21 protein-coding genes are annotated in these 20,357 nt (G+C 70.3%); 12 read left to right on the forward strand and 9 right to left on the reverse strand.

Features of this window, described 5'->3' with window-relative positions; genetic code table 11:
- Positions 1-51: 51 nt before the first annotated feature.
- The 6 genes from rpsM to truA all read left to right on the forward strand — a co-directional run bounded on the left by rpsM (position 52) and on the right by truA (position 4,190).
- Positions 52-432, forward strand: coding sequence for a 30S ribosomal protein S13 (gene rpsM / locus ABZ911_RS00585; RefSeq protein ID WP_358049770.1), 381 nt, complete (start codon positions 52-54; stop codon positions 430-432).
- 45 nt (positions 433-477) lie between these two features.
- Entirely contained in the window at positions 478-882 is a 405-nt protein-coding gene (gene rpsK / locus ABZ911_RS00590; protein WP_020542285.1) for a 30S ribosomal protein S11, read from the forward strand.
- A 20-nt stretch (positions 883-902) separates the two neighbouring features.
- Entirely contained in the window at positions 903-1,529 is a 627-nt protein-coding gene (gene rpsD, locus ABZ911_RS00595; RefSeq protein WP_358049773.1) for a 30S ribosomal protein S4, read from the forward strand.
- A gap of 101 nt (positions 1,530-1,630) precedes the next feature.
- Positions 1,631-2,647: a DNA-directed RNA polymerase subunit alpha gene (locus ABZ911_RS00600; RefSeq protein WP_358049776.1), complete on the forward strand. Its 1,017-nt coding sequence runs from the start codon at positions 1,631-1,633 to the stop codon at positions 2,645-2,647.
- A 93-nt stretch (positions 2,648-2,740) separates the two neighbouring features.
- Positions 2,741-3,250, forward strand: coding sequence for a 50S ribosomal protein L17 (gene rplQ, locus ABZ911_RS00605; protein WP_358049779.1), 510 nt, complete (start codon positions 2,741-2,743; stop codon positions 3,248-3,250).
- Between the two features lie 64 nt (positions 3,251-3,314).
- Complete coding sequence (truA, locus tag ABZ911_RS00610; protein WP_358049781.1) at positions 3,315-4,190, forward strand: tRNA pseudouridine(38-40) synthase TruA; 876 nt, start codon at positions 3,315-3,317, stop codon at positions 4,188-4,190.
- Here truA and ABZ911_RS00615 read toward each other — a convergent pair.
- The 3 genes from ABZ911_RS00615 to ABZ911_RS00625 form a co-directional block, all read right to left on the reverse strand.
- The gene (locus ABZ911_RS00615) at positions 4,180-6,582 is read right to left on the reverse strand and encodes a hypothetical protein (protein WP_358049783.1); all 2,403 of its coding nucleotides are present in this window, start codon (positions 6,580-6,582) and stop codon (positions 4,180-4,182) included. The genes truA and ABZ911_RS00615 overlap by 11 nt on opposite strands.
- Before the next feature lie 420 nt (positions 6,583-7,002).
- Positions 7,003-7,836, reverse strand: coding sequence for a hypothetical protein (locus ABZ911_RS00620; RefSeq protein ID WP_358049786.1), 834 nt, complete (start codon positions 7,834-7,836; stop codon positions 7,003-7,005).
- A gap of 35 nt (positions 7,837-7,871) precedes the next feature.
- Entirely contained in the window at positions 7,872-8,618 is a 747-nt protein-coding gene (locus ABZ911_RS00625; protein WP_358049789.1) for a CAP domain-containing protein, read from the reverse strand.
- A 342-nt stretch (positions 8,619-8,960) separates the two neighbouring features.
- Between ABZ911_RS00625 and rplM the strand changes: the two genes are divergently transcribed.
- The 5 genes from rplM (at position 8,961) to ABZ911_RS00650 (ending at position 13,441) form a co-directional block, all read left to right on the forward strand.
- Positions 8,961-9,404 carry a 50S ribosomal protein L13 gene (gene rplM / locus ABZ911_RS00630; protein WP_358049792.1) on the forward strand — a complete coding sequence of 148 codons (444 nt, stop codon included), beginning with the start codon at positions 8,961-8,963 and terminating at the stop codon, positions 9,402-9,404.
- Positions 9,405-9,432: 28 nt separating this feature from the next.
- The gene (gene rpsI, locus ABZ911_RS00635) at positions 9,433-9,954 is read left to right on the forward strand and encodes a 30S ribosomal protein S9 (RefSeq protein ID WP_358049795.1); all 522 of its coding nucleotides are present in this window, start codon (positions 9,433-9,435) and stop codon (positions 9,952-9,954) included.
- A 1-nt stretch (position 9,955) separates the two neighbouring features.
- Complete coding sequence (gene glmM, locus ABZ911_RS00640; protein WP_358049797.1) at positions 9,956-11,305, forward strand: phosphoglucosamine mutase; 1,350 nt, start codon at positions 9,956-9,958, stop codon at positions 11,303-11,305.
- Between the two features lie 75 nt (positions 11,306-11,380).
- Positions 11,381-11,887, forward strand: a complete 507-nt coding sequence (locus ABZ911_RS00645) for a hypothetical protein (RefSeq protein ID WP_358049800.1) — start codon at positions 11,381-11,383, stop codon at positions 11,885-11,887.
- 33 nt (positions 11,888-11,920) lie between these two features.
- On the forward strand, positions 11,921-13,441 hold the full coding sequence (locus ABZ911_RS00650; protein WP_358049803.1) for a class I adenylate-forming enzyme family protein: 1,521 nt from the start codon (positions 11,921-11,923) through the stop codon (positions 13,439-13,441).
- On the opposite strand, the gene ABZ911_RS00655 is transcribed toward ABZ911_RS00650, so the two are convergent.
- From ABZ911_RS00655 to coaA, 6 genes are read right to left on the reverse strand one after another with little or no spacing between them, the layout of a single operon-like run.
- Entirely contained in the window at positions 13,425-14,141 is a 717-nt protein-coding gene (locus tag ABZ911_RS00655; protein WP_358049806.1) for an ABC transporter permease subunit, read from the reverse strand. The two genes, ABZ911_RS00650 and ABZ911_RS00655, sit on opposite strands and share 17 nt — an antisense overlap.
- The gene (locus ABZ911_RS00660; RefSeq protein ID WP_358049809.1) at positions 14,141-15,055 is read right to left on the reverse strand and encodes an ABC transporter ATP-binding protein; all 915 of its coding nucleotides are present in this window, start codon (positions 15,053-15,055) and stop codon (positions 14,141-14,143) included. Before ABZ911_RS00660 ends, ABZ911_RS00655 begins: the two co-directional genes overlap by 1 nt.
- Complete coding sequence (locus ABZ911_RS00665; RefSeq protein ID WP_358049812.1) at positions 15,052-15,930, reverse strand: ABC transporter permease; 879 nt, start codon at positions 15,928-15,930, stop codon at positions 15,052-15,054. Before ABZ911_RS00665 ends, ABZ911_RS00660 begins: the two co-directional genes overlap by 4 nt.
- Positions 15,923-16,828, reverse strand: coding sequence for an ABC transporter ATP-binding protein (locus ABZ911_RS00670; RefSeq protein WP_358049815.1), 906 nt, complete (start codon positions 16,826-16,828; stop codon positions 15,923-15,925). The genes ABZ911_RS00665 and ABZ911_RS00670 overlap by 8 nt, the downstream gene beginning before the upstream one ends.
- 60 nt (positions 16,829-16,888) lie before the next feature.
- Positions 16,889-17,800: a DUF389 domain-containing protein gene (locus tag ABZ911_RS00675; RefSeq protein ID WP_358051411.1), complete on the reverse strand. Its 912-nt coding sequence runs from the start codon at positions 17,798-17,800 to the stop codon at positions 16,889-16,891.
- Between the two features lie 33 nt (positions 17,801-17,833).
- A complete protein-coding gene (coaA, locus tag ABZ911_RS00680; RefSeq protein ID WP_358051413.1) occupies positions 17,834-18,736 on the reverse strand; it encodes a type I pantothenate kinase in 903 nt (300 codons plus the stop codon).
- A 198-nt stretch (positions 18,737-18,934) separates the two neighbouring features.
- On the opposite strand from coaA, the gene ABZ911_RS00685 reads away from it, so the two are divergent.
- Positions 18,935-20,356 carry an alkaline phosphatase PhoX gene (locus ABZ911_RS00685; protein ID WP_358049817.1) on the forward strand — a complete coding sequence of 474 codons (1,422 nt, stop codon included), beginning with the start codon at positions 18,935-18,937 and terminating at the stop codon, positions 20,354-20,356.
- Position 20,357 lies beyond the last annotated feature (1 nt).

A 20,357-nucleotide genomic window follows, 5' to 3' on the forward strand; every position in this document is an offset into this window, starting at 1 on the left:
AGGGGAAGTGAGGCGTAAGACCTCCGCCACAAAGAAGGAGAATGCCCGACCATGGCTCGCCTGGTTGGCGTCGACCTCCCCCGCGACAAGCGGCTGGAGATCGCTCTCACCTACATCTACGGAATCGGCCGCACCCGCGCCCTGGAGATCCTCCAGGCCACCGGGGTCAGCGGAGACCTGCGCGTCCACCAGCTCAGCGACACCGAGCTCGTGCCGATGCGTGACTACATCGAGTCGAACTACAAGATCGAGGGTGACCTCCGTCGCGAAGTTCAGGCCGACATCCGTCGCAAGATCGAAATCGGCTGTTACCAGGGCATCCGGCACCGCAAGGGCCTGCCCGTCCACGGCCAGCGCACGCAGACCAACGCGCGTACCCGTAAGGGCAAGAAGAAGACCGTGGCCGGCAAGAAGAAGCCCGGTAAGAAGTAGTCCGCGCAGCCGCAGGACCGAAGACCTCAGGAGTGAAGGCAAACAATGCCTCCTAAGAGCCGCCAGGGTGCGCCTAAGAAGGTGCGCCGCAAGGAAAAGAAGAACGTCGCTCACGGGCACGCCCACATCAAGAGCACGTTCAACAACACGATCGTCTCGATCACCGACCCGAACGGGAACGTGATCTCCTGGGCCAGCGCCGGCCACGTCGGGTTCAAGGGCTCTCGCAAGTCCACCCCGTTCGCCGCGCAGATGGCCGCCGAGAACGCCGCCCGCCGCGCCATGGAGCACGGCATGCGCAAGGTCGACGTGTTCGTCAAGGGTCCCGGCTCCGGCCGTGAGACCGCGATCCGTTCGCTGCAGGCGACCGGCCTCGAGGTTGGCTCCATTCAGGACGTCACCCCCGTGCCGCACAACGGCTGCCGCCCGCCGAAGCGCCGCCGCGTCTGACACCCAGGAGATAGAGAGAAATGGCTCGTTACACGGGTGCGGACTGCAAGCTCTGCCGTAGGGAGAAGACGAAGCTCTTCCTCAAGGGCAAGAAGTGCGAGTCCGCCAAGTGCCCCATCGAGATCCGTCCTTACCCCCCGGGTGAGCACGGCCGCGGCCGTCCGAAGGAGTCTGAGTACCAGCTCCAGCTTCGTGAGAAGCAGAAGACGCGTCGCATCTACGGCATCCTCGAGAAGCAGTTCCGCAACTACTACGAGGAAGCCAACCGCAAGGAAGGCAAGACCGGCGAGAACCTCCTCCAGATCCTGGAGAGCCGTCTCGACAACGTGGTCTACCGCGCCGGGTTCGCCGAGTCGCGCGACGCCGCCCGCCAGCAGGTCCGTCACGGGCACGTGCTGGTGAACGGCAAGAAGGTCGACATCCCGTCGTACCTGCTCCGCGAGCACGACATCGTCGAGATCCGCGAGAAGTCGCGCAACCTGCTGCCCTACGAGGTGGCTCGCGCGACCGCCGGTGACAAGATCATTCCGGCTTGGCTGGGCGTCGTCCCGGACAAGCTTCGCGTCCTGGTGCACCAGCTGCCCGTCCGGCAGCAGATCGACACCCAGGTGCAGGAGCAGCTGATCGTCGAGTACTACTCCAAGTAGCGCTCGTCCTAGGTGGAGTACGGCTGTGCCGTGCTCCACCTACACTGTGTTTCGAGAGTGGCGTCAAATAGCGGGCGCCGCCCTAGCAGGGGAGAACCCACATGCTGATCGCTCAGCGTCCGACTCTTCTCGAAGAGTCGATCGAAGAGACCCGGTCCAAGTTCGTCATCGAGCCGCTGGAGCCGGGCTTCGGTTACACCATCGGCAACTCGCTGCGTCGCACGCTGCTGTCGTCCATCCCCGGCGCGGCCGTGACGAGCATCCGCATCGAGGGCGTGCTGCACGAGTTCTCGACCGTTCCCGGGGTCAAGGAAGATGTCACCGACATCATCCTGAACCTCAAGGAGCTGGTCGTCTCCTCCGAGCACGACGAGCCGGTCGTCATGTACCTGCGCAAGCAGGGTCCGGGTGAGGTCACCGCCGCCGACATCGCGCCTCCGGCCGGTGTCGAGGTGCACAACCCCGACCTGCGCATCGCCACGCTGAACGGCAAGGCGAAGCTGGAGATGGAGCTGACCGTCGAGCGCGGTCGCGGCTACGTCTCCGCCGCGCAGAACAAGCAGCCGGGCCAGGAGATCGGCCGTATCCCGATCGACTCGATCTACTCCCCGGTCCTCAAGGTCACGTACAAGGTCGAGGCGACCCGAGTCGAGCAGCGTACCGACTTCGACCGCCTGATCCTCGACGTCGAGACCAAGGCCGCGATGAAGCCCCGCGACGCGGTGGCCTCCGCCGGCAAGACCCTCGTCGAGCTGTTCGGCCTGGCCCGTGAGCTGAACGTCGAGGCCGAGGGCATCGACATCGGCCCGTCGCCCACGGACGCGGCCCTGGCCGCCGACCTGGCGCTGCCGATCGAGGAGCTCAACCTCACGGTCCGCTCCTACAACTGCCTCAAGCGCGAGGGCATCCACACCGTGGGTGAGCTCGTCGCCCGCAGCGAGCAGGACCTGCTCGACATAAGGAACTTCGGGGCCAAGTCCATCGAAGAGGTCAAGCAGAAGCTGCACGAGATGACGCTGGCGCTCAAGGACTCCCCGCCCGGGTTCGACCCGAGCGCGGTGGCCGGCGGCGGCTACGACGACGACGACAGCGCCTACGTCGAGACCGAGCAGTACTGAGCTAGTTCATAACGCGGGCTCGACTTCCGAGCCTGGCGGCCCGACTCCGGTACCTGATACGGCCGGAGCGGGTTCACTCTCAAGGAGAACGCAATGCCCCAGCCCAGCAAGGGTGCACGCCTCGGTGGTAGCCCGGCGCACGAGCGGCTGATCCTGGCCAACCTCGCCACGGACCTGTTCCGCCACGGGAAGATCCGCACCACGGTGACCAAGGCCAAGCGCCTTCGTCCGCTGGCGGAGCGCCTGATCACCAAGGCGAAGAAGGGCGACATGCACAACCGTCGCCAGGTGCTCACCGTCGTCAAGGACAAGGGCATCGTCCACCACCTCTTCACCGAGATCGCGCCGACCTTCGCGGAGCGTCCCGGTGGCTACACCCGGATCACCAAGATCGGTAACCGTAAGGGCGACAACGCGCCCATGGCGGTCATCGAGCTGGTCACCGAGCCGCTGAACCCGGTTCGCGTCTCGCGCACCGAGGCTCCGGCCGCCGCTGCCGCTCCGGCTCCGGCCGCTGAGGCCGAGGCTCCGGCCGTCGACGAGGCCCCGGCCGCCCCCGAGGCCCCCGAGGCTTCGGCTGAGGCGAAGAAGGACGAGGCCTGATCCGTCAGGCTCCCGGGCCCGGTCTCCCCTTCGGGGGTGCCGGGCCCTTTCGGTTTTTTGGAGGATGACTGTGGTACGGCTCCGCCTCGACCTCGGCTACGACGGCACGGACTTCTCCGGCTGGGCCAGGCAGCCCGCGTTGCGGACGGTCCAAGGTGAGATCGAGGACGCGCTCGGCCGCATTCTGCGCCTGCCCGAGCCGCCCGCGCTGACCGTCGCGGGCCGCACCGACGCCGGGGTGCACGCGCGCGGTCAGGTGGCGCACGTGGACCTGCCCGAGGAGTGCCTGTCCGAACTGGACCGCAACCGCCGCGGAAACGATCCGGAGCCCGTCGCGGACCTCGATGAGCGGCTCGCCACGCTCGTCAGGCGGCTCGCCGGGGTCCTTTCCCCGGATGTGCGGGTTCATCGCGTCTCAGTGGCTTCTGAGGGCTTTGACGCACGGTTCTCGGCGCTTTCCAGGCGCTACGCGTACCGGGTGACCGACGCGCCCGGCGGTGGTGATCCGCTGCGGCGGCGGGAGGTGGTCTGGCATGCCAGGCCGCTCGGCCTCGGCCTGCTCAACGCGGGCGCCGCGCACCTGCTGGGGGAGCACGACTTCGCCGCCTTCTGCAAGAAGCGGGAGGGGGCGACCACGATCAGGGAGCTGCAGCGGCTCGACTGGGTACGCGACCCGGACGGCGTGCTGGTGGCCACCGTCGTGGCCGACGCGTTCTGCCATTCGATGGTGCGGGCGCTGGTCGGGTCCCTGCTGTCGGTGGGGGACGGGCGCCGGCCGGTGGGGTGGCCGGGGGGGGTGCTGGCGGCGGCCGTACGGGATTCCGGGGTGCATGTGGCGCCCGCGCATGGGTTGTGCCTCGAAGAGGTGACATATCCGGGCGAGGCGGAGTTGGCGGTGCGGGCGCGCGCCACGCGCCGGGTGCGGACGCTCAGTCGGTGATGCGGCGCTCCAGCACCAGGGAGGTCTGGTCGCGGAAGGCGGCGCTGAGCTTGCTCAGCGACTTCTCCTTCGCGGTCGCCGTGTGGCCGTCGGCGTACGTCGCGTAGCTGAAGACGATGTAGCGGCCCCAGACCAGGCCCGCGGCGTATCCGCCGGCGATGTGGACGCGGTTGGCGCCGCTGGCCGCGGTGTGCGGCAGGCCGCGGAACCACAGGTTGTTGGCCAGGTCCTTCGCCTGGTCGGCCTGCACGGCGGCGTCCTTGGTCGGCAGGACCGCGATGCCCGTGGTGACGGCGTGGTCGCGCTTGCGGTCGACGTAGGTGGCGCGCAGGACGCGGCTGCACTTCTGTTTGGCGAGCGCGGCGGCGAACGGGCCCGAGGCGGCCTTCTCGCAGTCGGAGGCCATGTTGACCTTGACGCGGGTGTAGGTGGTGCCCGCCAGCTTGATCTTCTTGTCGGGGAAGGCCTCGGACAGGGAGAGCTGCTGGGGGTCGGTCTCGGCGGAGTTGAGCACCGAGGAGCTGAGCGTGTCCGGCGGGGAGGTCGAGGGGGGCGTCGAGACGGCCACCGTGGGCTTGGCGCCGGAGGTGGCCTCGGCGGGCTTGTCGGCGTTCATCGCCTTGTAGGCGAAGAAGCCGCCGGTGCCGATTCCCGCCAGGGCGAGCGCGCCGAGGGTGGCGATCAGCGCCTTCTTGCTCTTGCCCGGCTCCTTGGGGGTGTACTGGTCCATCGGGTAGGACGGGGGCGCGTAGGAGGGCGCCGGTGTGGAGGGCCCGAAGAGCGATCCGGACCCGCCGTCGCGGGGTGGCGGGGTGAAGAGCGTGTCGCTTCCGGGCGGGACGGTGGGGGAACCGCTCACGTCACCTCCGAGAGTGCCGGTGTACGGCCCGGCTGCCGGGCCGCCTGGGTCGTTGCCGGGGCCGCCGGCGTGGGGCGTCGTCACGGGACTGCCCGGGGTGTTGGGGGGAGTGCCCGGGATGTTCGCGGGAGTGCTGGCGGGACCGCCTGGGGTGATCGTGTGGCCACCTGGTGGAGTTCCGGGCGTGCTGAAAGGCGTGGTCGCCGGGGCGCTGGGACCGTCTCCCGCTCGCCCGGTGGCCTGAGGGTCGTCCGGCGGTGCGGACTCGCCGTGGGGTTGGCCGGGGTCCTGCGGGGCGAGGCGGTCGCCGGGTGGGAGCACGGTGCCGGATAGGACCTGGACACCGCGCGGCGGGGTGGCCGAGTCGGCCACTCGCCCGTCACCGGCGTGATCCGCCCGCGCCATATCGGCGTGGTCCATCCGCGCGGCTTCTTCACGAACGGCGGCGTGGCCCGCGCGCGCGGGCTCCTCGCGAACCTCGGCGTGATCCGCCCGTGCCACCTCGGTGTGGTCCGTCCGCGCGGCTTCTTCACGAACGGCGGCGTGGTCCACCCGCGCCGCCTCCTCGCGATCGGCGGCGTGGTCCATTCTCGCGGTCTCTTCGCGAACGTCGGCCTGGTCCGCCGTTGCAAGGACGTCGGCCTGGTTCGTCGGCATTTCGTGGAAGCCGGTCGGGTCGAGGTCCAACGCGTCGCCCGGCGGGATGATGTTCCCCCTGCTGTCGAAGGAGCCGGTGGGCGAAGGCGAGTCCGGTGTGCCGTCGGGGTGGGCTTCTTCGGCTGACGGGTGGGGCTTGCGGCCCCAGGCGCTGGTGGCGAAGGGGAGGTCGGGGATGCGTCCGGCGTCCACCGGGCCCGGCTCCTCGGCGGGGCTGGGCTGGGGCGGCCAGACGGGGATGTCGCCGGGCTCGGCGCGGTGGGAGATGAGGGCGGTCCCCTCGTGCTCGTCCTCGTCGGCGTCGTCCTCGATGGGCTCGCCGGTCGCCGCGGGCCAGGGCGGCATCGAGGGGGCGTCGGGCGCGGGCCACACCTGGAGTCCGGCCGCGGCCGCGGTGAACGCGGGCGGCGGCTGCCACGCCGGTGCGCCGGGCACGACCGGCTCGGCCTGCCACTGCTGCCCGATGTCGGTCGAGGGGCCGGGACGGGGGCCGGACTGGTCCGAGGCACCCCATGACGGAGGCGCCTCACCAGGGACGCCCGCCCAGGGAATCTCGGTCCCCGGCGGGGCCCAAGGGCTGGCCGGGGGAGCCCACGGGTTCTCGGCGGGCCGCGCGGTCTCGCCCGGCGGCGTCCAGGTGCCGGGCGGCGGTTGCGCGGCGGCTGGGGGCCGGGGGATTCCCGAGGGGCGGGTCTGGTCGGGGAGGTCGGTGTACCAGTCGTACTGGTCCTCCTCGACGGGGCCGGCGTTGCCCCAGGCGCCGGGCTGGGCGCCGGGGAAGGCGGGCAGGGTGGGGAGGTGCGCCGGAGCGGGCTCCTCGTCGGCCGGGGGTGTGTCCTGGCGCCCTCCGAGAGGGGGCAACGGGCGATCTGCCATGGACTCCCGGCTTTCGGTGGTGTCGGGGGCGGGGGGCGAGGCGGGCTGAGCCGTGGGGAGGTCCGGTGGCGGTCCCTGGAGGACCGGTACCGGCCGCGCCTCCCCGACGGCCCGCATGGGCGTGGTGCCGGGAGGCGTGCTCAGGGGATCGGCAACATACGGATGCTGCGGGTCGGCGGGAGGGACGCTCTCGCCGGGCCGGGGCACCGGCCTGCCGAAACTCGGCGGTGGCGTTGCCGGTGCGGCCGAGCCGTCCGTTTCCCGCTCGTGCTCAGACCCAGATTCCTGGCCACGCATAGGGGGAGCCTAGCGAGAGTCGGGAGATCGTCATGCCTGTATGGGCGTTCTCGGCCGGATCGGCCGTCCGGTTCGTCGTGATAAAGCACTTAAAGACCGCTTTGCGGCCCGGTTGGTGCTGTGCTAGACGCGCGGCCGTCCGGAGAGGCTGCGGGCTTCGAGGGTCGGGTAGACCGTCTTGCCGATGACGTCGTCGCGGGCCTGGGTGAGCTGTTTGCTGCCCTTCTTGTCCGGCTTGTGGCCGTCCTTGAACTGCACCCACGACAGGATCGCGTAGTGGCCGTGCGCGGCGAAGGAGACCCCGGCCTCGCCCGAGCCGAGGAACTTGGTGACGGTGTCCTTGCCGGGCAGCGCCTTGACGTAGTTCTCCGCCTTGCCCTTGCCCTTGGCGGCCACGACCTTCTCGGCGGCCTTGGTGGTCGAGAGGTTGACCACGCCGATGGTGCCGATCACCTCGCCCTTCTTGTCGCGGAAGCTCACCCGCAGCACCTGGGTGCACTTGCCGGACTTCAGCGCCTTCAGCAGCTTGCCGCCCACGGCGCCGTCGGCGCACTTCTTGTCGGACGCCTTGGCCGTCAGCTCGTACGTCCGCCCGCCCACGGCGACCTTCTTGCCGGGGAACAGCTCCTTGAGGGTGAGCCGGTCAGGGTCGGTGCCGCGCTCGGCCGCGTACCCGAACTTCCCGCCCGGCGCCTCGGGCAGGACCGCGCTGGTGGGGCGGTCGGTGGGGGCGGCCGTCGGGTCGGGGCCTTTGGTGTTCCACATGACCACGAGGCCGGCGACCAGCGCACCGAGCACTCCCAGGCCGCCCAGGGTGAACCAGAGCGGCCCGCGCGAACGCGGCCCCTCGTCGTAGGGGCTCCACGTGCCGCGCCTGGCGGGGGCCTCTTTGGCGGGCGTCTCCTCCGTGGCGGGAGGGGTGTCTGTGTCGGTATCGCGTTTCTTGGGAAAACCCATGCGCCGAGATTAGCCAAGCTTGACTCGCGGTCAGGTCACGAATATCCGAAGTCCTGTGTCCAGTACGGTCCCCCGCTGCCGTCCGCGACGCCCACGCCGATGGCCTGATAGCCGCAGTGCAGGATGTTGCGCCGATGGTCCTTGCTGGCCAGCCAGCCCTTCACGGCCTCCCTGGCGCTGGTGTAACCGCGCCCGATGTTCTCGGCGGCGCCCGACCGGTAGCCCGCCCGCTCCATCCGCCGCCAGGGCGAGGAGCCGTCGGGGGACTCGTGGGTGAACATCCCCGAGGTGGCCATCTCGCGGGAGTGGATCAGCGCGGAGCGGGTCAGCCTGGCGTCCGTGCGCAGCGGGGCGCAGCCGCGCCTGGCGCGGGCGGCGTTGGTGAGCCTGATGACCTGCGCGGCCATGGTCCGCGCCGAGGAGCCCGTGCGCCCGTGCGTCTGGGTGGGGTCGTCGGTCGTCTCGCCGTCGACCAGCCCTTGGGGGGATCGGGTGGGGGTGGCGGCCGCGGCCTTGGTGCCCTTGGGCCTGGGCACGGGCGTGTGCTTGCCCGTCCGGCTCTCCGACTGGGCGCGCGAGCGTTTGACCGGCGCGCTCGCGCGGGCGGCCACCGGCGGCGCGCTGTTGTTCAGGAACACCTGGTCGGCGACGGGCCGGTCGTCGGTCAGCCGGCCGATGAGCACACCGGCGAACAGGGCCGCCAGGAGGCAGGCGAGCAGACCCAGGTGGCTACGGCGCCGGGCGCTCCGCTGGGTGAGCCGGGTGTGAGGGGTCTGCCACATACCGCAGTCAACGATAGGGAGGCGGGGTCTTGAGATAGAAGGGATTGCCGGGAAACGAAATGGAACTGTTCTGTCCGCGCCTAAAGCCCAGGTAGACTGGCCGAGGAAACCGGAGAAGATGCTCTAGCGAGCACCTTCTTTTGACCCATGTCCGTGGGTAGCGGTAACCTAAGCGTTCGTTGTATGCGAGTCGGTCCGATGTGACCGATGCGCGGCGCGTCCGGCGTCATCTCCCATTCTGTTGGAGACGGAAGGTCCGGGCCGTCGTGTGCCCGCACCGACCGACCATAGAGCTGTCGTATCCGACAGCGCCGAAGACGCGAGCAAAAGAAGGCTACGACAGTGCCCACGTACTCACCGAAGCCCGCCGACGTACAGCGTCAGTGGTACGTCATCGACGCGACCGATGTCGTGCTGGGCCGGCTGGCCAGCCACGTCGCGACCCTGCTCCGCGGTAAGCACAAGCCGATCTTCGCCAACCACGTCGACACCGGTGACTTCGTCATCGTCATCAACGCCGACAAGGTGCACCTGAGCGGCAACAAGCTTGAGCAGAAGAAGGCCTACCGCCACTCGGGCTACCCGGGCGGTCTGCGCGCCGTCAGCTACGGCGAGCTCATGGAGAAGCGGCCCGACCGGGCCGTCGAGAAGGCCGTCAAGGGCATGCTGCCGAAGAACGCCCTCGGCCGGAAGATGGCCAAGAAGCTGAAGGTCTACGCCGGATCGGATCACCCGCACCAGGCTCAGCAGCCCGTGCCGTTCGAGATCACCCAGATCGCCCAGTAGCAGTTCGCGAAAGAGTTAGAGGAGTACCGTGGCTGAGCCCACCGGTGTCGAGACGGTCGTAGAGGCCGAGCAGGAGGCGTTCTCCAGCGAGGAGTTCCCTTCCGAGTACACCACTGAGTCCGCTGCCAGCGCCGACGCCCCCGTGCGTAAGCCCGTCACCACGGGCAACTCGTACGGCACCGGCCGCCGCAAGGAGGCGATCGCCCGCGTGCGCATCGTCCCCGGCACCGGCAAGTGGACGATCAACGGCCGTTCGCTTGAGGCCTATTTCCCGAACAAGGTCCACCAGCAGATCGTCAACGAGCCCTTCGTGGTGCTCGGCGCCGAAGAGGCGTTCGACGTCATCGCGCGCATCGACGGTGGCGGCGTGACCGGCCAGGCCGGTGCGCTGCGCATGGGCCTGTCCCGCGCGCTGGCGGTCCTCGACGTCGAGACCAACCGCCCGCCGCTGAAGAAGGCCGGCTTCCTCACCCGTGACGCGCGCGCCACGGAGCGGAAGAAGTACGGCCTCAAGAAGGCCCGCAAGGCTCCGCAGTACAGCAAGCGCTAAATTGGGGCGCCTTTTCGGCACCGACGGGGTACGTGGGGTCGCGGGTCGCGACCTCACGGCCGAGCTCGCCATGGACCTCTCGGTCGCGGCGGCGCACGTCCTCGGCGATGCAGGCGCGTTCTCCGCTACCGGGCTCAAGCGCCCGGTAGCGGTCGTAGGCCGGGACCCGCGGGCTTCAGGTGAATTCCTGGAGGCCGCCGTGGTCGCCGGCCTCGCGTCGTCCGGGGTGGATGTGCTGCGCCTCGGCGTACTGCCCACTCCGGCCGTCGCCCATCTCACGGCCGCGCTTGGCGCCGATCTGGGCGTCATGCTGTCGGCTTCCCACAATCCGGCGCCGGACAACGGCATCAAGTTCATCGCCCGCGGCGGCTACAAGCTGTCCGACGCGGTCGAGGACGAGATCGAGCGTCGTCTCGGCGAGCGCTGGGAGCGCCCGGTCGGCTCCTCCGTGGGCCGGGTCCGGGAGGCGTACGGCGAGGCCGACCGCTACATCTCGCATGTGCTGTCCGCGCTCAGCGGCCGGCTCGACGGGCTCAATGTGGTGGTCGACTGCGCTCACGGCGCCGCGCACATGGTGGCGCCCGAGGCGCTGGTGCGGGCGGGCGCCCAGGTCGAGGCCATCGGCGCCAGGCCCGACGGCCTGAACATCAACTCCGGCGTCGGCTCCACCCACCTGGACAAGCTCCAGCAGGTGGTCGTCTCGCGCGGCGCCGACCTCGGCATCGCCTACGACGGCGACGCCGACCGCTGCCTGGCGGTCGACCACACCGGCGCGATCATCGACGGCGACCAGATCATGGCGATCCTGGCCGTGGCGATGCACGGCGAGGGCCGCCTGGCGAAGGACACCGTGGTCGCCACCGTGATGTCCAACCTGGGCTTCAAGCTGGCGATGCGCGACGCGGGCGTCAACGTGGTGGAGACCGCGGTGGGCGACCGTTACGTGCTGGAGCGGATGAAGGCCGACGGCTACAACCTCGGCGGCGAGCAGTCCGGGCATGTGATCATGCTCGACCACGCCACCACGGGGGACGGGCTGCTCACCTCGCTGCACCTGCTGTCGGTGGTGGCCAGGACGGGTCGTTCGCTCAGGGAACTGGCCTCGGTGATGACCGTGATGCCGCAGATCCTGATCAACGTCAAGGACGTCGACAAGGGCAAGGCGGCGGTGCCCGAATTGGCCGCGGCCGTGCTCGCGGCCGAGGCGGAGCTGGGCGAGTCGGGGCGGGTGCTGATCAGGCCGAGCGGCACCGAGCCGATGATCCGCGTGATGGTCGAGGCCTCCTCGGCGGACCAGGCCACCCAGGTCGCCGGCCGGCTGGCCGACGTGGTCCGGACCAACTGCGTGTGACGCGATTCGGGTACGGCGCGGGCGCCGTACCCGAATCGCGTTGACGGGTGACGGGCGATTCGCAATAGTGTGCGAATGATTTCTTCCCGTCCCCTCGCGGGCGTGATCCTCGCCTCCGCCCTCCTGACCGGTGCCGCCGCCGCTCCCGCGGCCGCCTCCACCGCCCAGCCGCAGGCCGTGGTCGAGGCAGCGGCGGCCCGCCCGGCCAACGGCAAGGTCCTGTACGCCGGTCTCAGCGGCGGCAGGGGCAAGCTCAAGGTGAAGAACGGCCTGTCCAGCGACGCGGTCTTCACTCTGGTTCGCGGCAAGAAGAAGGCGGTGACCTTCTACGTGCGGGCGAAGTCGAGCGCGACCTTCAGCGGCGTGGTCGACGGCACCTACCGGGTCTTCTATACCACGGGTGCGGGGTTCAACGCCGCCAAGAAGCGTTTCAGCAGGAACGCCGACTACCGCCGCTTCGACGACTCGCTGCGGTTCAGGACCACGGCGACCACCTCGTCGATCTGGACGGTAAGCATCAAGCGGGTCGTGGGCGGTAACGCCAGGTCCACCGGCATCAACCCCGGCGACTTCCCCGCCTAGAACGTCCTGTCCCGCCTCGCCAGGAGATTCAGCATGCAGATCGACCTGGTGGCCGAGGTGCTGGCGACCTGTGCGCGGACCCCGCGCGGTACCGCGATCGTGGATCCGCGCGGGGCGGAGCTGAGCTTCGGCGACCTGCGCGAGCGGGTGCTGCGCATCCGCGACCGCCTGTCCGCCGCGGGCCTGTCGCGGGGCGACGGCGTGCTGTACGCGGTGCGCCCCTCTCCTGAAGCCGTCGCCATCGCCCTGGGGGTGGTGGCGGCGGGCGGCGTGCTCGTCCTGGCCGATCCCGGTCTGGCCCCCGGAGTCCTGGAGTCCAGGCTGCGGCTGGCCAGGCCGCGCTGGGTGGTCGCCGAGTCGGCTCTGTACGCGCTCACCGCCATGCCGCCCCTGCGCGCGCTGGCCAGGCGTCGCGGCGTGCTGCTGCCCGACCTGCGCGACCCGCTGCCGGGCCTGGCGTTCAGACACGCCTACACCGGCCGCTGGGCGCCCGGCGTGCCCCGCGATGCCGTACGGCTGAGCGGGACGGGCGCGCGCCCGGGCGGGACGGTCGTCGAGTTGGACAGGGCGGCTCGGCGGGCGAACGGGGAGGGGGAGCCGGACGTCCTGGACGACCCGGCAGCGGTGATCTTCACCTCGGGCACGACCGCGCACCCCAGGGCCGTCGTGCACACCCGCGGATCGCTGGCCGCGGGGCTGGAGATGTTCAGGGACCGCTTCCCCGTCGGCCCCGGCGACGTGGTGCACAGCGACGGGCTCATGCTCGGCCTGCCCGCACTCACCGGCGGCGCCACCTGGTCGATGCCCGGCAAGCCCGAGGCGATCTCCCAGCGCGACGTCACTCACCTGTTCTGCGTCCCCGTGGACGTCACCCGGCTGGGCCCGCTGCCGCGCAGCCTGCGCCACCTGCTGCTCGGCTCGGCCCCGGCCCCGCCCGCCGTCCTGCGCGCGGCGCTGGCCGCCGCCCCGGGCGCCGAGGTGCTCAGCGTCTACGCGATGACCGAGGCCCTGCCCATCGCTCTGGCCACCGCCCAGGAGAAGCTCGACCACCTGGAAGGCGACCTGCTCGGCGCGCCGCTGCCCGGGGTGGGCGTGCGCGTGGCTGGCGACGGCGAGCTGCTGGTGAGCGGTCCGCACCTGGCCCGCGGCTACCTCGGCGAACCGCCCTTCACCGAGGTGGCCACCGGCGACCTGGCCAGACTCGACAGCGGGGGCAGGCTGGTGCTGCTCGGCCGCAAGAAGGACATGATCCTGCGGGCGGGCTACAACATCTACCCGAGCCTCTACGAACCTGGGATAGCCGCCCTGCCCGGAGTCGCCGACGCCGCCCTCGTGGGCCTCACCGATCCGGAGTCCGGTGACGAGGAGGTCGTGCTCGCCCTGGTGCCCGGCGACGGCTTCCAGGAGAAGGAGGTTCGCCTGCGGCTCCCGGAACTGGTCGACGCGGGCGCCCTCCCGCAGCGGGTCGAGGTGCTCGCCGAGTTCCCGCGCTCGGGCCGGGCGCGCAAGCTGGACCGGGCCGCGCTGCGGGCGGTCCTTACTCGTCGCCGGTGAGTGAGAAGACGCGTAGGCGGCGGCCCGCCCAGAAGACGGCGCCGATCGTCACGATGATCAGGGCGGGGACGGCGAAGCCGAGGGTGACGTTCGCGGTCAGGTAGGGCGAGGAGGAGAACTGGTCGGCGATCGTGCGCGCCCACTGCTGGATGGAGAACTTCTGCGCGCCGGGGACCAGGCTGCCGACCAGGCCCTCCCAGACCAGGGCGTAGATGATGCCGATCGTCACCGCGTGCCGGGTGATCACCCCGAACAGCAGGAACACGGCCGCGTAGGCGATGCCGCCGACCAGCGCGCCGAGCGCGAAGCCGGGGGCGATGCCGGACTGGTCGCGGACCAGGATCCAGCCGGCCAGGTAGGTGGGGACCGCGGCGAACAGCACCAGCATCGAGGCGGCGACGAGGAACTTGGTCAGCATGATGGTGGGCCGGGAGATCGGCTTGGACAGCAGGTGGATGATGGTGCCGTCGTCGATCTCCGGCGCGATCACGCCGGTGCCCGCGATGAGGCCGAGCAGCGGCAGCATGGTACCGATGGCGAAGGTCTGCACGAGCAGGACGGCTGTGCGCTCGTCGGCGCTGCCCATCACCCGCAGCAGGACGGCCAGGCCGATCAGCGCCAGTGGCAGCAGGATGAGCAGGATGATCCGCCGCCGGCCGAGGACGGCGCGGTAGGTGATCCCCGCAACGACGGTGTTCACTAGGAGCTCCTGGTGATCAGGTAGGAGAAGACGCTTTCCAGGTCCTCGTCGGCGGGGGAGACCTGGTGCAGGTGCACGCCCTCGGCGCGGGCCACCCGGGGCAGCAGCCAGGCGAAGCGCCGGAACTCGACCGCCTGCACCTCCAGGCCGTCGGCGGTGAGCGAGACGCCGCCCGCGGACCGGTCGACGATGAGGGCGGCGGCGAGCTTCCTGTCGTCGCTGGAGCGGATCCGGAACAGGTGCGGCCGGTCGGTCATCAGGCGGCGGATCTCGCGGAAGTCGCCGGAGGCGGCGTGTCGTCCGGCGACGAGCACCTCGATGTGCTGGGCGACCCGCTCGACCTCTTCGAGGATGTGCGAGCTGAACAGGATCGTCTTGCCGGCGGTGCCCATGTCGCGGATCAGGTCCATGAGGTGCATGCGCTGGCGCGGGTCCATGCCGTTGAACGGCTCGTCGAGCAGCAGCACCTGCGGGTCGTGGACGAGCGCGGCGGCGACCTTGACCCGCTGGCGCATGCCCTTGGAGTAGCTCTCGACCCGGCGGTCCTTGGCGGGTTCCATCTCCACGGTGGCGAGCGCCTTCTGTGCGGCTCCCACGGGGTCGGGCAGGCCGTGCAGCCTGGCCGCCGACAGCACGAACTGCCAGCCGGTGAGGAAGCCGTAGACGCCTTCCCGTTCGGGGACGAGGCCGATGGAGCGGTAGATCTGGTGGTTCTTCCAGACCGTCTGGCCGTCGAGGGTGACCGTTCCGCCGGAGGGGGCGAGGAAGCCGGCCATCATGTGCAGGAGCGTCGACTTGCCCGCTCCGTTGGGGCCGAGCAGTCCGGTGACGCCGGGGGCGATCGTCATGGTGACGTCGTTGACGGCGACGACGTTGCCGTACCAGCGGGAGACCTGTGCGAGCTCGATCTTCACCTCGAGGCCGCCTTCCGGTAGCGGAGGATGAGGGCGGTCAGCGCCAGGGCGATCAGCGCGAGTACGGCGAGACCGGCCGCCGGACCGCCGAGGCCGCCGGGGTAGCTCTCACCGTTGGCGGGCGTGGTGCCGAACAACCAGACCTGTACGGCGTCGACCAGGAAGAAGGGGTTGATCAGCCAGGCCCACGCGGACGCCGTGTCGTGGTCCATGGCCTGGAACGTGGTGGCGAGGAGGGTGGAGACGGCCGAGGCGAGCAGGTAGACGGCGATGACGGAGGCGACGCCGAGCCCGCGCCGGGGCGTGAAGGAGGCCAGGGCGAGGCCCACCGCGGCGAGCAGCAGGGCCAGCACCAGCCCCATCACCAGAGCGGCGAGGTAGTCGGCGGTCCGCGGCGGCCCTTCCAGGTCCACCAGAAGCTCGCCGACGTACATCACCGTCAGCGGTAGCGCGAGCAGCAGGAACAGCGCCGCGGTCATGGCGGCCAGCTTGGCGCCGACGTACTCGGTGACGGTGATCGGCCGCGACAGGTAGAGCGGCAGGACGCGGAAGCGCAGGTCGGGGGCGACGACCGTGGGCGACTGCGAGGCCAGGAAGATCGCCAGCACGGGCTGCATGGTGACGGCGAAGGCGGAGTAGCTCATGCCGCGCTGCTTCATCAGCGCCATCATCGCGATCGACACGACGATCGGCAGGAACATGACCGCGGTCAGCGCGAACGGAATGATCTTGGCGCGGACGGTACGGCCGAGGCCGAAGACGCCGCGCAGGCTGTGCAGGGTGAGCGCGCGGACCGCGTGCCCCCGGCCCAGCCTGGGCCCCTCGTAGTGGCGGTAGCCGATGTCGTGGATGACGCCGGTGGCCTGGTCAGACATGCGCCTCCTCCCTGAAGACGTCCTCGATGCGCTGGCGGCCCTCTTCGAGCCTGATCAGGCAGAGGTCGAGATCGCAGACGGCGTCGCGGATCGCGTCGAAGGTCTCCGGGCCGGTGACGCGGACCAGGAGCAGCCTGCCGTGCGGGGTGACGGTGTGGCCCAGTTCGCCGAGGCGGGTGGCCAGCGGGTGGGCGCCCTCCTCGACCTCGACGGTGACGATCTGGGTCGACTGGGTGAAGTCGGCGATCGCCGAGGAGCGCAGCAGCCGGCCGCCGTCGATGACGATGACGTGGTCGCAGATGCGTTCGAGCTCGCCGAGCAGGTGCGAGGTGACCAGCACGCTGATGCCGAACTCGGCGCCGATGCGCCTGATCAGCGCGAGCATCTCGTCGCGGCCCTGCGGGTCGAGGCCGTTCGTCGGCTCGTCGAGGAAGATCAGTTTGGGGTCGTGGACGAGGGCCTGGGCCAGCTTGACGCGCTGCTTCATGCCGGTGGAGTAGCCGCCGATGGCGCGGTAGCGCTCTTCGTACAGGCCCACGTGGCGCAGCACGTCGGCGGCGCGTTCGCGGGCCGCGGTGCGCGGCAGGCCGGACATCTGGGCGAGGTGGACGACCAGTTCGGTGGCGGAGACGTCGGGTGGCAGGCACTCGTGCTCGGGCATGTAGCCGACGACCTTGCGGATCTGTGCGCCGTGCGTGGTCACGTCGAGGTCGAGGACCCGGGCGCCGCCCGCGCTCGGCGGCAGCAGTCCCAGCAGGATCTTGATCAGCGTGGACTTGCCCGCTCCGTTGGCGCCGACCAGACCGGTCACGCCCGTTCCGACGGTGACGGTGAGCTGGTCGAGTGCCGTGACCGTCGGGAAGCGTTTGGTCAGCCCCTCGGTGGCGAGGATGTGCATGATCCGGACACTACCCGCACCCTTGTCATGCCAGCTTCGTCCGCGCGGAGGAAATGCGCCTCATCCCCGCTGACTACTCTGCGGCCAGAATCTCCGCTGGACGAAGAGCGTCGTGGTGCCGGCGATGACCATGCCGGCGATGTTGAGCGCCAGTTGCGCGACCGAGCCGGCCACTTCGGCGCCGTCGCCGAGGGCGAGCGCCACGGCGATGTAGCCGGCGGCGGGCACCGTGGTCACCGAGATGAAGACGCCGACCAGCGCCGAGGACTTGGCCGCGGTGACCGACAGCACGCCCGCCGCCCCGGCGAGCAGCGCCACGATGAACGACCAGCGGTCGGGCTTGACGATGAACTGCACCTCGGAGTTGATCTGGAGCATCGTGGGCGTCACCCAGCCGAGCCAGGTGGAGACGAGCGCGCAGGCGAACGTCACCGCGATCGCCACCGTGAACCCGATGACCAGGGTTCTGAGCGAGTAGGTGATCAGGTGCCAGCGGGCGTGCAGCAGGCCGAAGCAGATGGCCGCCACCGCGCCGAACTCGGGGCCGAGGACCATCGCGCCGACGATCAGGATCGGCGAGTTCTGCAGGATGCCGATGGCGGCGATCTGCGTGGCGATGGCGAGGAAGGCGAAGTACGCCCAGGTCATCCGGGAGTCGTTGTGCACCTTCTGGGCGAGGTCGGCCCAGACGACGGCGTCGTCGCCCTCGCCGGGCGCCTCCTCCTCGGCGGCCTTGGCCGCCGTGGAGATGGACAGGTCGACCTGCTCGACCGCGATGGATCCCTCGGTCTCCAGCCAGCCGAGCCGGTCGATGACCTCGTTGGCGCCCTCACGCGCCAGGTCGCACATGATCAGGTCGCCGCGCGGCGTCCTGGCCGCGCCCGCGACCAGGACGATGTTGGTGACGCCCGGACAGTCCTCCAGCACCGCGACGACCTCGTCCGTGCGCGGCATGGGGCTGATCAATCGCATGTGCAGCACGCGCTTCATTGTGCTGCACATGCCTCACGTGCGGCGTAGCCGTACCCTCCGGACCGAGTGGTCGCGGCCCTTGTACAGGATCAGGCCGGCGCGGCCGCGGGTGGGGGCGATGTTCTCCACCAGGTTGCGCTCGTTGATGTCGCGCCAGACGTTCACGGCGAACTCGGTGGCCTCCTCGTCGGCGAGGTCGGCGATGTACTTGAAGTAGGACTTGGGGTCCTCGAAGGCGGTGCGGCGCAGTTTGTGAAAGCGGTCGACGTACCAGCTCCGGATGTCCTCGACCTTGGCGTCGACGTAGATGGAGAAGTCGAAGTAGTCGTTGACGGCCAGCGAGCTCGGCGGGGCGGGCTGCAGGACGTTCAGCCCTTCGATGACCAGGATGTCGGGCTTCTTGATGACCTGGGTGGCGCCGGGCACGATGTCGTACTCGAGGTGGCTGTAGACCGGCGCCCGCACCTCGGGGGCGCCCGCCTTGACCTCGGCCACGAACCTGACCAGCGCCCTGCGGTCGTAGCTCTCGGGGAAGCCCTTGCGGTGCATGATGCCCCGGGCCTCCAGCACCTTGTTGGGGTAGAGGAAGCTGTCGGTGGTCAGCAGCCCGACGTTGGGGTGTTCCGGCCACCGGGCCAGCAGGGTGTGCAGCAGGCGCGCGGTGGTCGACTTGCCGACCGCGACGCTGCCGGCGATGCCCAGGATGTACGGCACGCGCCGCTCCGCGTCCCCGAGGAACGCGCTCAGCACGCTACTGCGCTGCTTGGACCCGGTGAAGTGCAGATTCAGCAACCGGGTCAGTGGGAGGTAGATGTCGGTGACCTCGGCGAGGTCGATGGGGTCGTCGACGCCGCGGAGTTCCTCCAGCTCGTCTGCGGTGAGAGTCAAGGGCGTGTTCTTGCGGAGTTCGCTCCACTGCTCCCTGCTCAGTTCCACGTAGCCGTTGTTCACCCACGCAGACTACTGACCGCCTTCGGGTGGATCGGCGGCGGGAGGCCGCCTTCGTCCACAGGGTGTGGACAAAGTTCCGGCGGCCAGGTGAATCATGGTCGACTCGTTGTCTATTTCTGCCCTAGGGCCATTCACCGACGTGAGATTAACGTGACGTGAACATCGCCAGGAAGGGTCATTCCGATGGATCGTCGCCGCTTTCTCGCCGGAGCCGTCTCCCTCACCGCCGCCGCGGGCGTCGCGGGCCCGTTCGCCGGAGTCGCCCAGGCGGGCGCGGCCGGCGGCACCCGTCCGGGGGCGGGCTACGGGCCGCTGAGCCCGGTGCCCGACCTGCGGGACGGGCAGGTCAGGCTGAACCTGCCGGAAGGGTTCAAGTACCGCTCGTTCAACGCCGCCGGGGAGACCTTCAGCGACGGCTCCGCCGTACCCGGCAGGCACGACGGCATGGCCGCCTTCCGCGGCCCGCGTGGCAGCACGGTCCTGATCCGCAACCACGAGGTCAACGGGCCGGTCGGCGCGTTCGGTGACCCGGACGCCGCCTACGACCCCGCCGCGGGCGGCGGCACCGCGACGCTCACCGTCACCCGCTACGGCGAGGTCCTGCACAGCGGCCCCTCGCTGAACGGGACCCAGATGAACTGCTCGGGCGGCCCGATGCCCTGGGGCGCCTGGGTGACCTGCGAGGAGACCGTCAACGGCCCCGACGTGGGCAACGACTTCACCGGGGCGGACAACACCAAGCTCACCCAGAAGCACGGCTACCTGTTCGAGGTGCCCGTGGGCGGCCGGGCCTCGGCCGAGCCGATCAGGTCGGCCGGGCGCTTCGCCCACGAGTCGGCGGCGTTCGACCCGCTGACCGGGGCCGTGTACCTGACCGAGGACAACTTCGGCTTCGCCTCCGGCTTCTACCGCTACCTGCCGCCGCGCAACCCGCTGGCCGCGCGGCGCATCCTCGACGGGGGGCGGCTGCAGATGCTGGCCGTACGCGGGCAGCCCGGCAAGGACCTGTCCACGGGTCAGCCCGCGGGCGCCTCGTTCCGGGCGTCCTGGGTGGACATCGACGACCCCGACCCGGCCTTCACCGGTACCCCGGCCAACGACGTCGCCATCCAGGCGGTCGGCAAGCAGGGCCGCGACAAGGGCGCGGCGCTGTTCTCCAGGCTCGAAGGGGCCGTCTACCACCACGGCACCGTCTACTTCGTCTCCACCCAGGGCGGCGCCACGGCCACCGGCGACACCCCGCCCTCGGGGTTCGGCAAGGGACGCGGGCAGGTGTGGGGGTACGAGACGTGGAGCGGCCGGCTCAAGCTGGTCTACGAGTCGCCGGGCTCGACGGTGCTCGACCTGCCCGACAACGTCACCGTGAGCAACCGGGGCACGCTCGTGCTGTGCGAGGACGGCGGCGCCGACAACTACCTGCGCGGGCTGACCAGGCGCGGCGAGATCTTCGACTTCTCCCGCCTGGAGCCGGTGGCGGGCGACTCCGGCGCCGAGTTCGCCGGCTCCACCTTCGGCCCCGGCGGCCACACGCTGTACGTCAACGTCCAGTCCAGCAAGGGCCTGACGTTCGCCATCTGGGGCCCGTGGCACAAGGGAGGATTCTGAC

It is taken from the genome of Nonomuraea sp. NPDC046570, assembly GCF_040645915.1.
In the GTDB taxonomy this organism is placed as follows: domain Bacteria; phylum Actinomycetota; class Actinomycetes; order Streptosporangiales; family Streptosporangiaceae; genus Nonomuraea.

Coding starts and splice junctions, on each gene's coding strand:
- rpsM (WP_358049770.1), top strand. CDS start 52: ATGGCTCGCCTGGTTGGCGTCGACCTCCCCCGCGACAAGCGGCTGGAG.
- rpsK (WP_020542285.1), top strand. CDS start 478: ATGCCTCCTAAGAGCCGCCAGGGTGCGCCTAAGAAGGTGCGCCGCAAG.
- rpsD (WP_358049773.1), top strand. CDS start 903: ATGGCTCGTTACACGGGTGCGGACTGCAAGCTCTGCCGTAGGGAGAAG.
- ABZ911_RS00600 (WP_358049776.1), top strand. CDS start 1,631: ATGCTGATCGCTCAGCGTCCGACTCTTCTCGAAGAGTCGATCGAAGAG.
- rplQ (WP_358049779.1), top strand. CDS start 2,741: ATGCCCCAGCCCAGCAAGGGTGCACGCCTCGGTGGTAGCCCGGCGCAC.
- truA (WP_358049781.1), top strand. CDS start 3,315: ATGACTGTGGTACGGCTCCGCCTCGACCTCGGCTACGACGGCACGGAC.
- ABZ911_RS00615 (WP_358049783.1), bottom strand. CDS start 6,582: ATGGCAGATCGCCCGTTGCCCCCTCTCGGAGGGCGCCAGGACACACCC.
- ABZ911_RS00620 (WP_358049786.1), bottom strand. CDS start 7,836: ATGGGTTTTCCCAAGAAACGCGATACCGACACAGACACCCCTCCCGCC.
- ABZ911_RS00625 (WP_358049789.1), bottom strand. CDS start 8,618: ATGTGGCAGACCCCTCACACCCGGCTCACCCAGCGGAGCGCCCGGCGC.
- ABZ911_RS00645 (WP_358049800.1), top strand. CDS start 11,381: ATGATTTCTTCCCGTCCCCTCGCGGGCGTGATCCTCGCCTCCGCCCTC.
- ABZ911_RS00650 (WP_358049803.1), top strand. CDS start 11,921: ATGCAGATCGACCTGGTGGCCGAGGTGCTGGCGACCTGTGCGCGGACC.
- ABZ911_RS00665 (WP_358049812.1), bottom strand. CDS start 15,930: ATGTCTGACCAGGCCACCGGCGTCATCCACGACATCGGCTACCGCCAC.
- ABZ911_RS00670 (WP_358049815.1), bottom strand. CDS start 16,828: ATGCACATCCTCGCCACCGAGGGGCTGACCAAACGCTTCCCGACGGTC.
- ABZ911_RS00675 (WP_358051411.1), bottom strand. CDS start 17,800: ATGCGATTGATCAGCCCCATGCCGCGCACGGACGAGGTCGTCGCGGTG.
- ABZ911_RS00685 (WP_358049817.1), top strand. CDS start 18,935: ATGGATCGTCGCCGCTTTCTCGCCGGAGCCGTCTCCCTCACCGCCGCC.